At 30.9% G+C, this 15955-nt stretch carries 13 protein-coding genes; 1 reads left to right on the forward strand and 12 read right to left on the reverse strand.

Annotated elements, in window-relative coordinates; translation table 11 throughout:
• Positions 1-231: 231 nt before the first annotated feature.
• From E0H99_RS11250 to E0H99_RS11265, 4 genes are all read right to left on the reverse strand, one after another.
• Complete coding sequence (locus E0H99_RS11250; protein ID WP_131995359.1) at positions 232-786, reverse strand: hypothetical protein; 555 nt, start codon at positions 784-786, stop codon at positions 232-234.
• Between the two features lie 29 nt (positions 787-815).
• On the reverse strand, positions 816-2021 hold the full coding sequence (locus E0H99_RS11255) for a hypothetical protein (protein ID WP_131995362.1): 1206 nt from the start codon (positions 2019-2021) through the stop codon (positions 816-818).
• A 98-nt stretch (positions 2022-2119) separates the two neighbouring features.
• Positions 2120-2980 (reverse strand): helix-turn-helix domain-containing protein, encoded by an 861-nt coding sequence (locus E0H99_RS11260; protein WP_131995365.1) that lies wholly within the window; start codon positions 2978-2980, stop codon positions 2120-2122.
• 330 nt (positions 2981-3310) lie between these two features.
• Positions 3311-4048 (reverse strand): hypothetical protein, encoded by a 738-nt coding sequence (locus tag E0H99_RS11265; protein ID WP_131995368.1) that lies wholly within the window; start codon positions 4046-4048, stop codon positions 3311-3313.
• A 350-nt stretch (positions 4049-4398) separates the two neighbouring features.
• On the opposite strand from E0H99_RS11265, the gene E0H99_RS11270 reads away from it, so the two are divergent.
• On the forward strand, positions 4399-6069 hold the full coding sequence (locus E0H99_RS11270; protein ID WP_131995371.1) for an AraC family transcriptional regulator: 1671 nt from the start codon (positions 4399-4401) through the stop codon (positions 6067-6069).
• A gap of 430 nt (positions 6070-6499) precedes the next feature.
• On the opposite strand, the gene E0H99_RS11275 is transcribed toward E0H99_RS11270, so the two are convergent.
• The 8 genes from E0H99_RS11275 to E0H99_RS11310 all read right to left on the reverse strand — a co-directional run bounded on the left by E0H99_RS11275 (position 6500) and on the right by E0H99_RS11310 (position 15954).
• Complete coding sequence (locus E0H99_RS11275) at positions 6500-6955, reverse strand: T9SS type A sorting domain-containing protein (protein WP_131995374.1); 456 nt, start codon at positions 6953-6955, stop codon at positions 6500-6502.
• Between the two features lie 642 nt (positions 6956-7597).
• Positions 7598-8890 carry an HlyD family secretion protein gene (locus E0H99_RS11280; protein ID WP_131995377.1) on the reverse strand — a complete coding sequence of 431 codons (1293 nt, stop codon included), beginning with the start codon at positions 8888-8890 and terminating at the stop codon, positions 7598-7600.
• A gap of 4 nt (positions 8891-8894) precedes the next feature.
• On the reverse strand, positions 8895-11090 hold the full coding sequence (locus tag E0H99_RS11285; protein WP_131995380.1) for a peptidase domain-containing ABC transporter: 2196 nt from the start codon (positions 11088-11090) through the stop codon (positions 8895-8897).
• 478 nt (positions 11091-11568) lie between these two features.
• Entirely contained in the window at positions 11569-12927 is a 1359-nt protein-coding gene (locus E0H99_RS11290; RefSeq protein ID WP_131995383.1) for a TlpA family protein disulfide reductase, read from the reverse strand.
• A gap of 54 nt (positions 12928-12981) precedes the next feature.
• A complete protein-coding gene (locus tag E0H99_RS11295) occupies positions 12982-13224 on the reverse strand; it encodes a hypothetical protein (RefSeq protein WP_131995386.1) in 243 nt (80 codons plus the stop codon).
• Positions 13225-13330: 106 nt separating this feature from the next.
• Complete coding sequence (locus tag E0H99_RS11300; protein ID WP_131995389.1) at positions 13331-14902, reverse strand: vitamin K epoxide reductase family protein; 1572 nt, start codon at positions 14900-14902, stop codon at positions 13331-13333.
• 199 nt (positions 14903-15101) lie between these two features.
• Positions 15102-15356 (reverse strand): hypothetical protein, encoded by a 255-nt coding sequence (locus tag E0H99_RS11305; RefSeq protein ID WP_131995392.1) that lies wholly within the window; start codon positions 15354-15356, stop codon positions 15102-15104.
• Positions 15357-15618: 262 nt separating this feature from the next.
• Positions 15619-15954, reverse strand: a complete 336-nt coding sequence (locus E0H99_RS11310) for a DUF6625 family protein (protein ID WP_131995395.1) — start codon at positions 15952-15954, stop codon at positions 15619-15621.
• Between the last annotated feature and the right edge of the window lies 1 nt (position 15955).

The raw sequence follows: 15955 nt of genomic DNA on the forward strand, positions 1-15955 counted from the left end.
ATTACAGTCCAAAGAAACGATAGGATACAAAACCTCACAAGTCCAACTTTTTGTTGTACCCCTGTTGTTCCCACTGTACCCTCAGCAAAATCAAGTAAAAAAAAATAAAAAAATACATGAAATAAAAAAAACCTCCGATATGGAGGTTTAAGAACTAATTTAATGGAAACAAATATGCAACGAAAAAGAAAACTTATCTTCGTCTACTCCATCTTCTAGAAATAATCTAAATCAGTAGTTAAGGAGCAATAAATCAACATCCGACTGATCCATAATCTGCCATCCGTTTTGTGTTAACAAAAAATAGGCTTTATGTTGCTTTATAATTGGTGAAGCTTTCCTCAATAATTCCCCAAAAATAGTATTCTTTCGCACCGAACTAAACGTTACAATTGCCATTTTGCCTGAATTCCAAATTTTAATATCCTCAATTTTACCAAATTCCTCATCTGCAATCTTTACTTTTTGAATGTCACTTTTTTTATCATCTTCAGAAGTAATTAAGAAATAAGGCTTTGCTGCATCTGTAAAGTAGATTAGAGGGCTTCCAATATCCTTTAGTTCTTGAGTACGCTTCACGGTGACCATTCCTTTTTCTTCAAGTCCAGACTTGAGTACCTTTTGAGCATGTTCCGGATCACTACAATAAATATCATAATCTATAATCCGAGGATAGTGATACTCTTTTCTAATAAGTTCGATAACCGTTTTGTCTTTTAAAGTTTCAGTAGTACAACCAATCACTGTGATGATTGCAATAATTAAAATGTAACTAAGCTTTTTCATCTTGTAAATTTTAAATGTATTGGTATCAATTAATATTCTTTTATTCGCGTAATCATGCGTTCTAATGTTTCAATTACGATTTTCTTATCTCGATCTTCTGCCACATATGATTTACTGCGCATAGCGTCGTAAGAAAGGTCTACCTTGTGAGGCGTTGATAAGAAAGGGACTATTGTTTTAAATACATGATTCATTGATTTGGCAATGAGAATATTTAATTCATTAGAAGCCCGTAATATCAATGCCGTTTGGTCTGTGGAGAGCTTACATAAAACTTTGTCTTTAGTCGCATCAATTGCAACATAGTTATGTTGATTCTTATCTATATCTCGTAGCGTAGCAGCCGGAAAAAGGAACTTCTTCTCCAAATAAATTATTTCATGTTTAAACCAATCACTGAGGACTGTTTTTAAATCTTGATGATGCGAATTTAAAATTACCCCGTCCTTTCCATGAATCTGATTGAATTCCTTAAAATACAATAACAGATTTTCCATTTTTCCGGTTAGACTGTCGAAACAGTTTATTTTGTCAACCACGCACTGCGTAAAATAGTTTATGAATGACCTGCTATTAAAGTTCATATAAATTAGAATCTCATCTAATTTAGAACTGTTGAGGTCTTTATTATCAAGAAAGTTTAGTAACTCCAATTCTTTGATCAATTGCTTCCGGTAAAGCACTTGTCGGAAGGTGACTTTTTTATTTCTTTTGGAGTTCACAAAAGAGTACAAATTATTAAAAAGTATTCCCGTAGCCTTTTGATTGTTCACTGTAAAAGTTGCACTATTTTGCAATTTATCAATTTTATGTCTGAGTTTCTTTTTTGATACAACCAAATAGGTCGCCGGTACTAGCATATCTAAGCTTAAATAACTGGAGAATCGTGTTTCTAAAAATGACAACAATTCATCAAAACATGAAATTAATGTATGTATTACTTGCTTCAAATCAAATCTTTCAAAATCCACATGATGACTTCTTTCAATAGCATTATCTAAGAAAATTATTAAGGAGGAATGATAATTCTCAACGATAATCTTAATTTGTTTTTCCTTATTAAGTGAGAAAACTTTAATCTTGAATTGGGACTGAATAAATAATGTTTGCTCTATTGTTTTTTCAATAATCGCTTTTGACTGTACTTCTGTTAATGCATTAACATCCGTTTTACTTGGATTTAGGGTACAAGTTACCAGTAAATCTAGCCATTCTAAAAGATATGTCTGATTCATACTTCTTACTTTTATTTACTAAATAGCACTTTTGACTTATTATCAAAAGCACTCTAATTAATATCTATAAAATATTTAGAACCTATATTTCATACCATTCAATAGATATTGAACTTTAAACGATATTCTGTTGGGGAAATGGAAGTATATTTTTTAAAAAAATTGCTAAAAAATGAAACATTGCTAAATTGTAATTCTTCCATAATATGTAAAATGGTTAAATCTTCGTTTTGGAGCAAGATCTTTGCCTCTAAAACAAGAGCTTCCTCAATAAATTGTTTAGTAGTTTTTTCAGTTACTTCCTTAACCATTTTAGTAAGGTGACCTGTTGTAATAAATAAAGATTCGGCATAGAATTTTACACTATGTTGCTGCCTACAATTAATTTCTAAACTGCTAAAAAATTGCATGACAATTATTTCTTTTCTGGAATACTTTATTTTAATTTCTCGGGAGTACCTGAAATACAGCGCTGCTAATTCATATAGCAAAAGATTAAAACTAAAAAGCAGTACTTCATTTTTAAAAATATGTTTGTCTGAACTTCTTCGTTTACTATCTATCAATTTAAAAAGATCAAGCAATAGTAGTACATCTTTACTTTTGAGAAAAACCTTAGTGGGCGCTTTTGTAACAAAAAATTCAAAATACCCGACAAATGGTCGTCTGATACTATTTTCAAAAATAAATGCAGCACTAAATGATACCAAGGAAATCCGAAATTGATTACTCGAACTCAAAATTTTACAATAACTCTTTTGTGGAATCAAAATAAGTTCATTTACGTCTAGATGAATCGCTGCATCTCTTATCAGAATACCTAAAGAACCCGAGTTTACAATCAGTATAGAAAAGCAGTCCTCTTTAAGTAATTCCTGAAATTGAATGTTAGAGGTCAGCATTTCTTCAATGTGAACATCCAATCCTGAGGGTCTATATTTTGAATTTTTATATACCAAAATAATATTTTTGCTAGATTATTACACTATATATAGATTGCTACGATTACCTTATATTTTACTTCATCTATTTTATCGCATTTTTAGAAAATTGTTTCACTAACAACACGACTGTTATAAACAATAAATTTGAAACAGTAGTCAAAAAAAACAGAAATGCTAAATTCCGTGGACTGCAGCTTTTCTCCTCTCCGTTTGTGAGGTAACCAATTATTTCATCGTAGCTCAATAAGTCTACGATGAAATAAAGGTCTACTAAATTGAAAATTATGAGGAAAACACAAAATGAGTCTATTATTTTCTTTTCAATCAATAGCATTCTATCCATTACTAATCTGTTACAACATTATTTTGACTAATACCTATTATTAATGCCTTTTTAACCGACGTAAGCGATTGATCAATAGCGCCGCTCACTCCACCGATACGGTTTCCTACAGAGGTTTCCCAATCTTTATCTTTACGCTCCTTAGCATAGTAAAGCGAATGCCTTACTATGGAAGATGACGTTAAGATTATCCTCTTGTCCTCGATGTTAAATTGAGAATTATCAATCACGCTTGATTCAAAAGAAATTATGGATTGGTAAATTGTTCCGTATTCCTCATTTTTCCATAAAATTATAGCGTCCATAAAACTAGAAAGACTAATTTTTGCATCAGTTGTCATAGATGAGTTTGCAATAATTTGCTCCAGTGTAGCCTCGGGATTGTTTACAATCGCTTGCATCTCTTCAAGATTCAAGGGTATATTTGTTCCTAAATTTAAAAGAGCAGGATTATTATTCGCTGCAGTTATAACTTCTATCTGCTCACTGATTTGAGGAATCGTACTGTACTGATAGTTACCCGCAAAATAAGTATCCAATAGCTCATTGTGTAACTTACCGACCATATCATAATCGTTTGCTGGATTATCTGGGGTCACGTTCTGTTCTCTACGGGCCGATTTCTCTGATTTCTTAGTGATAACTTTATTCTCTGAACGGTCAATAACATCAATACTGTCAGAAGTACAGGAAATAATTAGTAATGGTAAAATAACGAAGCATAATGAAATATTTTTCATGATTTAAATGTGTTAAATGGCACTGAGTACTTTATTCGTCAGTTCATTTCACCCGGGTAAGCAGAACTTTAATCTAGCACGATGCTAAATATTTTTGCTTTTGAATTCAAGGCAAATCTAGAAGTCGAATTTCGACCTCGCAACACATTGCTTGTGGGTTTCCACGATTTACCGTATGGATTTTCATGAAATCCACAACCTGTTTTCTGTTAAAAATTCATCATTATCAATTGTTTAGCTTATATTTGAGGTAATTTCTTGCAAAAGCATCCAAGACATTTTTGTAAAGCATTGTCCCATGCCGAAAAATGATTTTGTAGAGAAAAATTGTTCTCCATTTTACTTAACCTATGATTAAAAAATATCTATTACTCCTATTTCTATGCTTAGGGAAGGCGATTTTTGCGCAACAAAATTCATTTATAATCCCCGATACACTTCGAAATAAAAGTTACGATTATCTATTTGAGCGCGTTGAAGATTTAGAAAAAAACAAGGTGAAGCAATCACTATATCTTAAATCATTTTTATCTAAAGCTCTATTTGAAAAGAATACAGAAGAAATCGTGAACGGTTATAAAAATTACGTTCACTACTCCCCTGATCATTTAAAACTTGTGTATGCGGACAGCATGATTTATACAGCAAAAAAATCAAAGGATAACGCTTTAATTGGCTCTTCGTATCTTTCGAAAGGAATTGTATACTATGCTCAGAAAAAACATAATTATGCATTAGACAATTACCTTCTTGCCAATACTTTCATTTCTCAAACTAACGATAGTTATTTACTGTATAAAGCGAAATATAATATTGCCAATATAAAATACTATCTCAGATTTTATGATGAAGCGATATCACTCTTTAAGGAGTGCATCACTTATTTTAAGGATAAAAATAGTAGAGCATACCTAAATTCCATCCATCTATTGGGGCTATGTTACAACAAAATTGGTAACTATGGTCTGTGCTCAGAAGCAAATGAGGAAGGTATTGCAGAAGGAAAAAGACTGGACAATCTTGAGATGGAGTCCTATTTTTTTCACTCAGAAGGGGTAAATCAATATTTCAAAAACAATTATGCAACGGCTATTAAAAAAATAACCTATTCGCTACCTGCCATTCGGGAGAACGAAGATTTCGCAAATGAATCTGTAGGCTATTTTTATATTGGAAAAAGTTACTGGGCACTTAAAAAACCTAAAATAGCCTTACCGTACTTTAGAAAAGTAGATGGGATTTTTGATGCTAAAAGTTATATTCGCCCTGATCTCCTGGAAAACTACGAATTAATAATAAAGTATTATAAGTCTCAAAATAATCTGAACGCCCAACTGCATTACATTGAAAAGTTACTTAAAGCGGACAGTATTTTGGACTATAAATACGAATACTTATCCGGTAAAATTCATAAAGAATATGATACTAAAGAAATTCTTTCGGAAAAAATACATATTACAAACCAACTCGATAAAAGAAAGTACAATGACTACATATTTATGACAATCATCACAATTTTATTTTTTGTCCTCCTTTTACTCATCTATAGACATATTAGAAACAAACGTTTGTATAAACAAAAATTTGACGAGCTTATGAAAAAAAGCCAGGTTCCTAAAGTTGAAAACAAAAATATAAAGAAAGGATTACGCGATATCAATGAAGATACCGTGTCATTACTTTTGAAACAACTGGAAAAATTTGAAAAGGATAAAAAATTTCTGGAAAAAGATTTAACATTAGTAAAACTTACCGCAGCTTTTGAATCTAACACTAAATATCTATCGAAGATAATCTACCATTATAGAGGAAAAAAATTTGTAGATTATCTGAATGATCTAAAGATTGAATATCTAATTTCATTACTAAAAACAGATAAAAAAATAAGGAATTATACTAACAAGGCATTAGCTGAAGAAGCGGGTTTCAGCAGTACACAACGTTTTGCTAATGCTTTTTTGACCAAAACCGGGATGCCTACCTCCTATTTTATAGGGAAAATTAAGAAAGAACTGCCCTAAACTAGGGTTCAAATTAAATAATTACAAACAGAATAGAATTCTCTTAAATGGAGACCTAATATACTAACGTTTCAAAGCAAAATGCCTCCTTGACTGTTGTAAGTTAAAATTACTTGTGGAACAACCTCACTGATTCCTGATGGCACCGCACTAGGAATGCTGTAGCTGGCTCCTCCGGTGAGTGAAACTGATAGTTGTCCTTCGGTTATTCCTACTTCAGTAGATGTTCCTGTCGGAGTTATAGCCGAAGCAGGCAGTATTTTAGCGGTTTGATTAACTCGACTCCCGTAGTATTCGATATTTTTTCTAGTGGATTTGTCGTTCTTTTTATAGGCTTCAAACCTTGCACAGGTGTTCCTTCTAAATCTTGTACAGAAACAAAAAAAGAGAATCCCACAAATAGTAGGTTAAAGTAAAAATTCTTGATATGCTATTGCTTAATGATTTTAATGTTTTTTTGTTCCCCGTAGGTGTAAGACAAAACAATTAAATATGTTCCTGATGGGTATGTTTGAAAAGGAATGTTTTGAGCATTATTTTTCTCTAGTCCAGAATATGACTTTAGCAATTGCCCACTCAAACCATATACCTGTATAGAAGTAACTAGATTGCCTTCTATAAGTTCCCATTTAAGATACAATTCTTCTTTTACGGGATTGGGATAATAGGAGATGACATCTTCAGGAAAAAATTTTTGTAAATCTTCTTCTTTGAGGGCAGTTACTTCTTTTGAGTTTGTGGTTTTATAATTGGCGTTTGTACAATTTAAACACAGATCCCTTTTTATTTGATTACCGGCTGCATCATAATCAAACGTAATTTTGTTGTTTTGGGCTTTACTGAAAGTAACACTTAACAATAGCATTATGTAGATAATTTTTTTCATTTTAAGTTATTTTTAGTGATGTTTTACTATGAAGTATTATGAATTCAGAAACGAAAGTAACCACTTGAAAAACAATAAAAAAACAACTCCAATCTACTTTAACAAATGAGGTAGTTTTACAGTAAAAAATGTTAAAATTTTAAATGTAAAGTACTAAACATAAAAAAACCGCCGACAGCTACATCGAGGGTTGTACATATTCAGACAAAACCAGCTATCTACAATTTCTAGATAACTTTTTACAATCACTTCTGTAATAAAATAAATTTATTGATTCAGCAAGCTATTCTTCCCTTACGAAATTCTTGTTGAAATAGAGAAAGGCTTTTAGTTTGTGTGATATTTAATTTGATAACTTCAATAAAAAAAAATGCCATAATTATAGCTATAAGAAAGATAATTTTATTCATAAATAATTAATTTTAAATTAATTATTCGAAAATAGCGACTCAAAAAAGAATAAAAAAACTTCATCACTAACCTTTAACAAATGATGTCTTTTATAGGTAAACTATGTTAAATTCGAATAGTAGTAATAAAAATATCTTAATATACTGTCCTTATTAAAATTGAAAAGAAACATTAGTTTTGCTAGATAAACCAAATACAAAAAAAAAATCAGATTTAAAATTATAGAGTTAGCTACCTCTTAAAAACATCACGAAACTGATATAATAATCGTTCGACCAAACGCAAATCTTCTGTAACAATTTCAGCACTCCCACTCATTTCTTGCTGAAACGGAATTATTTTATGATAGGAAGTTTCTAGTTTTTGCGGCAAGGATACATCAATTAGTAGATTTCCATCCTTATCTGGCGTTAATGAAATATTATCGATTTTACCATTCAACGTACCGAATTGGCTATCAGGAAAATTAGCCAATCGAATATTAACATCTTGACCTATTTTTATTTTTCCTGAATTCAACGCAGGTGCTTTCAATTTCCCAACATATCCTTTTTCTATTGCAGGAATTATAGAAAAAACCTTGTCACCCGCATTTATAGTTTGATTCTCTGTCCAAATTTGTAAAAATGAAACTTTACCTGCGACAGATGACTTTAATACATAAGTCAATTCCCAGTCTTTTATTACTTTCTTTAGTTGATAAAAAGATTGAATTTTGTTATTTTTTAAATTAACTTCCTCTTTAGTTCCGCTAATTTTAGTGCCTTCGCTATTTCTGTTATTACTAATTAAGGATGATTTTAATTGTGAAATACTACTCAAAAGGCTTTTATAATTCTTCTCAGCTTGAAGATATCCTAATTTCTTATTTTCAAAATCTTGTGCAGACACTACTCCTTTATTAAATAAAATTTCAAAGCGATTCACATCATTCATCTGAAGCTGCAATTCAGATTCGTTTATGTTCTTTTGCTGTTTTAAAAGGTCTAAACGCACTCTAATCTGAATACTTTCTGAATTATTAGCCTTATTTTCAATTTGGTAAGGATGCAAATCCGAATTAAGTTCATCAGCAATGTAGGCTGCATGAAAGGTTGAAAAAGCACTCTCAATATCACCCAATTGTGCATTTCTTAATAACCCAAAAGGAAAATTACTTTTTTTGGAATTAATATTTATTGTATCCATGATATTTTTCAATACATAAACATCTTTATAATTAGCAGGATTTTCTATTATCGCCAAAGGTGTATTTGCTATGACTTTGGTCTTGTCAGTTATTAAAATTGCTTCAATTCTACCAGAAGTTTTCGCTACCAACTTTTCAGGGGGAATATTTGTGGTTATCGTAACTTGTGTTGTTATAACGTCCGGATATTTAACAAACCAAGAAACAAAAAAAAGCATCAAGATAATTCCAAAAATCAAAACTGTTCCCCAACGGATCATCCAATGCGGAACACGTGTAAGAATATCTTGAACCTCTTCGCTTCTCAATTCGAATGTCGTATTATTTTCAGTCATATTATTAATTTCCTAATTGCAATTGATTTCTAACCAATTCAAAATAATTTCCTTTTTGTTCAACTAAAGCAGAATGGCTTCCCATTTCAATAATCTTTCCTTTATCCAAAACAACAATTTGATCTGCATTCATTACTGTGCTTAATCGATGCGCAATCACTACCACGGTTTTATTTTTAAAGAAAATATCTAATTTCCCCATAATTTCTTTTTCATTATTTGCATCCAATGCGGAAGTCGCTTCATCAAAAAATAACATTTCAGGATTCTTATACACCGCTCTGGCAATCAATAGTCTTTGTTTTTGCCCCGTACTCATCCCCAAGCCTTCAGAACCAATTTTTGTGTTGTAGCCTAATGGCACACCCGAAATATATTCTTTTATATTAGCAACATCGGCAGCATAAACCAATCGCTCTTTATTGATACTATCAACTCCAACGGCAATATTATTAGCAATGGTATCATTAAAAATAAAACCTTCTTGCATAACTGCACCAATATTAGCGCGCCAAGCCTTTTGGGCAATGTTTTTAAGTTGTGTATTGCCAATGTTAACTTCTCCTTTATCTGGCTCGTAAAATTTAAGCAACAGTTTCATCAAGGTAGTTTTTCCGCTACCACTAACTCCTACAATTGCTGTTACTTTATGAGCAGGAATAGTCAAATTCAAATTTTCCAGTACTGGAATATCTGACCCCAAATAACGATAAGAAAGATTTTCAATTACAATATCACTATCCTTTGGAATCTCATGAGTTTGATGCACTTCTTGCTGTGCTTCATCTTCTTTTTCATGAATCTCAGATAGTCTAGCTAGTGATATTTTAGCATCTTGCACCTCCCGAACAAATTCGATAAGTTGTGCAATAGGACCGTTCAAACTACCAACTATTGAACTTATTGCCATCATCATACCTAAAGTAATTTGACCATCGATAACCAATTTTGCCGAAAGGAAAATTATGAAAATATTTTTTAGTTCGTTAATTACAGACGATCCAATGGTTTGTGTCTGCTCCAGAACCAGACCTTTTATAGAAACCCGGAATAATCTCGCTTGGACGTATTCCCATCCCCAACGTTTTTGCTTCTCGGCATTATGCAATTTTATTTCCTGCATCCCGTTGATGAGTTCCATAACTTTGCTTTGTTCTTGGGAAACTTCGGAAAATCGTTTGTAATCCAGTGCCTCTCTTCTTTTTAAAAACATAGTAATCCAACCGAAATACAATAAGCTTCCGGTAAAAAACACGAAGAAAATCTGAAGGTTGTAATATGCTAAAACTCCTCCCATAATAAACATATTGATCACCGAGAACAATACGTTTAATGATGAAGTGGTAAGTATGCGTTCTACACGATGATGATCGTTGATTCGTTGCATGATATCGCCTGTCATTCGCACATCGAAGAACGAAATGGGCAAGTTCATTAATTTAATGAAGAAATCTGAAATCAGGGAGATGTTGATTCGTGTCGAAAGATGGAGCAATATCCAGCTTCGTATGAGTTCCAATCCCGTTCTTCCCGCAAAAAGAAATAATTGCGCAAACAGAATTAAATAAATAAAATGAATATTTTGATTTTGAATCCCAACATCTACAATACTCTGCGTAAGAAAAGGAAAAATAAGCTGCAACAGACTACTGGCAAGCAAACCAACACTTAACTGCATTAAAAATGATTTGTATCGCAATACATATTGAGACAATAATCCAAAACCTAATCCTTTTTTGTCTGCTGCATCGAATTCAGATTGAAAGAATTTTGGTGTAGCTTCAATTAATAAAGCAATGCCTTCCTCGGTAGTTTCATTGGCATTATTTCCAATCCAGAATTTCACAAAATCTTTCTGGTTGTATTCTATTAATCCAAATCCAGGATCTGAAATATAATAACTGCCTTTTTTTATTTTATACAAAACCACGTAATGCTCTTTATTCCAATGCAATATGCAAGGCAATGGCACTTCATTTAATCTTACTGCATTAAGTTTTACGCCCAATGTTCTGAATCCTATTTTTTCGGCTGCATCGCTTATAAATAACAAATTACTGCCTTCGCGAGTGGTTTCACTGAAATCTCTTAGAGCTTGAATATTTATTGCTTTGCCGTAATACTTAGCAATAATTTTCAGGCAGGTAGGACCACAGTCTTTATAGTCGGCTTGTTTATAGTTCGGGAAAATTTTAGACATAAATTATTCTTTCAAATATTTGTTTAATTCAAGTCTAATTTCATTACTATCTGGACTAAATGCATTTTTAGGAGTTAATTTTCCTTCTTTATAATAAATAAAATATATTGGAATTGTTTTCAATTGGAGTTCTTTATTAAATAATGCGTATGGGTAATTCAGGGCTAATATTTTTTTTTTTACTAAAAGACAACTCTTCTTTTTTAGATGTAATTTGCCATTTCTCGAAATCATTATCAATATATAAGTATATAAAACAACATTTTTGTTTTTATATTCTTCTCTTAACTTTCTTCATGAAGGCATAGCAGAAAGACATGGGGGGACAGCTTGCCCAAAAAGTAATATAAAAAACTTTGCCTTTATATTGAGACAGAACATCATTGATACTGAATTTGTTTTAAATTATTTAAAAGATATACATCTGTAATTGTTTTTTTTAATTTGTGTAGCCCAAAAGATAGGTGTTTTTAATTTACTATTTGTTTAAAGATTCCTCAATGAGAATTTTAAGCTTTGGATTTGAAGGGCGTGGTGCATCAGCGTTAATAATTTTACCTTCCTTGCTAACCAAAATATAACGAGGTATACTTGAAACATTAATTTCTTTTAGCAATGCATCTCCTGATGTTGTCCCTAAAAAAAAATTATTATCCTGATTAAGTATATCGGGATATTCTTGCGAAGCTTTTTCCCATGAGGTCCTGCTTTTATCAGTAGAAATAAATGCAAATGATAATTTAGGGTACATCTCCATGAGCTTTTTTTCATAAGGAAACTCTGCTCTACATGGCGCACACCAAGATGCCCAGAAATCTACGAAAACTAGCTTTCCATCGTATTTTTTTAAAATATCATTCAAAATCACAGACTTTTTATCCGTACTTAGATCCTTACTTATTTCTTCAACGAACAGCGTGTTTTTGCATTTATTTTGAAATAGCGCTATAGACTTTTTATCAATTTTTACATTCTGATAAAGCAAACAAAATTTCATTCTGTTATATAATAGACAATCTATAACACTTTGATTAGAAAATTTTGCTGAAATAAACTGAAGGGTATTAAATAAATCATTCTTAATCTTTAATTTTTTCATCAAACTAAGTGTGTAGTTTAACAAAACTATGCGGTATTCGGGAATATTTGTCAAATAGTCCGAATTCTTCAAACTGTTGTTTATTTCTAAAAATGTACCGTGTACTTTTTTTGGATTTTGAATTTTATTTATAATTGATAAACTCCAATATAAAGACTTAAAATACTTATAAAATTGATTTGAAATGAGATCGTCTTTGTGGTACTTATCTAATAATTGTATTTCCTGATAATAATTTTCATCCAAAAAGTCACCTGGATTAATTTGTTTATGGTTCAGAAGCCATCTTTTTTTGGACAAGAGATCTTTAGCTGGCCCGTATTTTTCATAGCAGGAATTTATAAATTCAGACTCGATTTTTCGATAAACCGAATTTTTGCTGCTATAAGTAATCAAGCCTTTTTTATTTAGATCTATTTCAATTGTGTCGTTGGGCTGTGCATATATTAATGTGCTTCTTATTGCATCATCACACATTATGGTTTGTTCTTTATTAGACTTTATAACTAAATATCTATTGTCCTTATTCAAAACTGTATAATTATCGCTTAATTCCCTGTAATTATATCTTAGATTAATTGAATTACTCGAAGAACCGACATATTTAACGACTATATTTTGACTATATACTAGATCTAAAGAAGTGACTGATAAAAAGACAAGTATGGGTATCAATTTAATATTTAAGAATATATTTGCCATCATTTTTACCTTATTCAATACAGATACTTTACGCATATTATTTTGGTTTTAATAGAGCCTACCAATGTGATAGGCTCAATCCTTATTTAATTAACATGATGCACAACACCAGTATGCGCGAACTCCACCCCAACTTGCAACTGTGTTTGCCTCTGAAATGGCTTCACTTTTACTCATACCGCATTGCCTATCTGTAGATACATTTCCAACAACCGTAACACAGCAACTTCCAGAATCTGCTTCTAAACTAGCATCCACTCCACCGTTAATGCTTTTTTGTTGCACTTTACTTAAAACAGCAACACCTTCTAAATTTAAAATGTTTTTTAACATAAAATAAAAAATTTGTAATTAATTTTGCTCAAACATTTAAAGACACTTGAGTTTGTGTCTATTCTTGCAAGAATATTTTGTACGTAGCTAGCGCGTTTGGTGTTTTTTATATTGTTTCTAAAACGATTTCTTTCGGTTCCAATAACATATCGTCCACGAACAGCAACAAATCATTTATATTATATTCTGCTGGGAAATAGTAATTATCTACAAAAGTAGCAGGGGTATGTTTTATGCTATTTATTTGTAACCAATTTTGATGTTCTTTTAGTATAGTCAATATGTTGTCATCAATATTTTTCGATATTTTATAATAGCCTTGCCATTTATTGAATGACCTTTCTTCATACCAATCATTTAATGCATCTAAAGCTCTTTCTTTACTGTTGTTCAAATATATATCCAATACAGTAACTACAATTTGAGTGGCAGTATTGTTAATGTCTTCAAAAGGTACGTTAAATACAAAATTTATTTGAACATCTTTGTGAGTCTTTAGTAGTTTAAAATATGTTTGAAATGACGCAACACAAAAACCACATAACGGGTTAGTAACTGCATCTATAGTCAATAAAGGATTGTCTGAACCAAAAACAATTTTATTTTCTTTTGCAATTAATTTGTTGTTAATTAGTTCTTGCTTTATTAGCAAAGTATCAAACAACTCTTTATTGCGTTTGAACTTTAAAAATTCTATTTCCACCGAAGCTAATTTTGAGTTTTGGGCCCATAGTCGTTTTAGATTGTACCAAACAGTAACAACCAAAAAAGTAGTAAATAAGTATTTCAATAGGAAATTAATGTCAAAATATAATCCTTCAAAAGCTACCCACAAAACAAGAAATTGCATTATCAAAACAATTGAAATGCCCAAACATAAAGCGCACCATTGTTTTAAAATAAATGCCTGATAATAAAGTGTAATTAAAACAATTGGAATACTAAAAACTGAGATACAGAAGAGCACACTAAAACTAAATCCAGTACCAATGAGCGTTAAAAGATTAATTATGAAATAAACAATCGAAGCATCACTTAAAGAAATTGTATTGAATAATTTACCCTTTTTATGATTGATAACACCGCTACAACCATTGGCTTTTGAAACGGTCTCGCAAACTTTAGCTACAGTTTTATTGTGAATGCCAAATGCTTCTTCAACAATAAAATAACTGATGAAAAATCCAACTAATGAAAGGGTATTGTAAATAAACACTTCAATCTTATCAAAGTTAAATAAATTGATTAACGTAATAATGCTAAAAACTAAAAAACCTATTTTTTTAAAATTAGATGAACTCGATATATCACTCTCCAGTTTATTATCTTCAATGGCTATAATTGTTCCGTCCCAACTTTCTTTAAAATCATCAAAATTCAACGTTTGCTTATTTAAATTTTCGTCAGTTACTGTCATCCTGTTTTTCTTTTTTTCAGCTAAAAACAGTTTTGAATCATGATCTTTTTTTAATAGTGCAATAAAATATTTAGGCAATTTTTCTAACGCCTCCTTAGGTACTTTTGCAACTAAATTTTCAATATTAAAATAATCAAAAGTGTCTGTAATAGACTTAATACTTGGGTAATCCGGGTGTGTTTGGAGTTGCAATTCAAAATTTTCTATATCAATGGTATAGTTTGATAACTTTAAATATTTATTGGTAATTTGTGATTTCAAAATATGCTAATTGTTTTTTCTTTTAATTCATAATCTAGTTTCTACTTATCTATGCAATTGTTTTTATTAAAAGCAAAAGTCTTTCGAAAGCGAATTTATGTATAAATGATAAAGCAAAATAGAAATATATTAATCTTTAACAAAAGGTGTTCTTTTTAAGTAAACTATGTTAAAAAATGAATTTTTAAATAAACCCTTGTTAGATGGCTTCTTTAACCAGACCCGTGTCATCTGTTACCTCAAAGACTTTTTTCATACGGATAATGCGCTTTTGGATAGCGCTTGTTGTTAGACATATGATACCATCCAACTCCTTTATTTTGAATCCTTTTGATAAATACAAAAGAATTTGACGATTGGCATCTTCAATCATTATTTCTTTTTTCCATATTTCATTTATACAGCTTTTAACTGTTGGACTTTGGTATTGATTGTCCAGCAGTATTTCATACACAGCTTGCTGTAATTTTTCAGGCGTAATGTCATTTTTTATTATAAGTCCTTTAGGTCGGACTTTCTTAACTATATCAAAAACAATTTTAGCTACGGTATGCGTCTTAATTATAATAATTTTACATTAAGCATCATTTCTCGTATCAAAATGGTTAAATCACTGCCTTATAAGATAGATTTTGCACCATAACCCAGTAAAACTTTAATCAATAATGGCTACATCATATAATTAGTTTAAAGATAATTTTCTTAATAAAAAAGGACTAAATAGATAAAATGAATGTCTGATTTTGAATCCTAACATCTATAATACTTTGCATTAGAGAAGGAAAAACTTCGCCAAAAGACGGGCGTATGTCACATAATTTAATCGGCTGCTCAATATCTAGATCAAAACTAAAATGATTCCCAATTATCAATTTAAAATCATTAAAACTAATTTCAATAATTTTAATGTTTTGATGATTTACCGCTATTCCTTTTATATCTGTAAAAAAAACAAAATCAACATCCTTATTGGCAATACACGACTGAATAAAATAATCTAGGTACCACGGCGATTCACCAAAATAAAACGTAAGAATTATTATTTTTTTCATC

The organism is Flavobacterium sp. GT3P67 (assembly GCF_004349155.1).
GTDB classification, from domain to species: Bacteria; Bacteroidota; Bacteroidia; order Flavobacteriales; family Flavobacteriaceae; genus Flavobacterium; species Flavobacterium ranwuense.

What these genes read in the sequence shown, in the direction of transcription:
- E0H99_RS11250 (WP_131995359.1), bottom strand. Translation starts at nt 786, where the DNA reads ATGAAAAAGCTTAGTTACATTTTAATTATTGCAATCATCACAGTGATT.
- E0H99_RS11255 (WP_131995362.1), bottom strand. Translation starts at nt 2,021, where the DNA reads ATGAATCAGACATATCTTTTAGAATGGCTAGATTTACTGGTAACTTGT.
- E0H99_RS11265 (WP_131995368.1), bottom strand. Translation starts at nt 4,048, where the DNA reads ATGAAAAATATTTCATTATGCTTCGTTATTTTACCATTACTAATTATT.
- E0H99_RS11270 (WP_131995371.1), top strand. Translation starts at nt 4,399, where the DNA reads ATGATTAAAAAATATCTATTACTCCTATTTCTATGCTTAGGGAAGGCG.
- E0H99_RS11275 (WP_131995374.1), bottom strand. Translation starts at nt 6,955, where the DNA reads ATGAAAAAAATTATCTACATAATGCTATTGTTAAGTGTTACTTTCAGT.
- E0H99_RS11280 (WP_131995377.1), bottom strand. Translation starts at nt 8,890, where the DNA reads ATGACTGAAAATAATACGACATTCGAATTGAGAAGCGAAGAGGTTCAA.
- E0H99_RS11285 (WP_131995380.1), bottom strand. Translation starts at nt 11,090, where the DNA reads ATGTCTAAAATTTTCCCGAACTATAAACAAGCCGACTATAAAGACTGT.
- E0H99_RS11290 (WP_131995383.1), bottom strand. Translation starts at nt 12,927, where the DNA reads ATGCGTAAAGTATCTGTATTGAATAAGGTAAAAATGATGGCAAATATA.
- E0H99_RS11295 (WP_131995386.1), bottom strand. Translation starts at nt 13,224, where the DNA reads ATGTTAAAAAACATTTTAAATTTAGAAGGTGTTGCTGTTTTAAGTAAA.
- E0H99_RS11310 (WP_131995395.1), bottom strand. Translation starts at nt 15,954, where the DNA reads ATGAAAAAAATAATAATTCTTACGTTTTATTTTGGTGAATCGCCGTGG.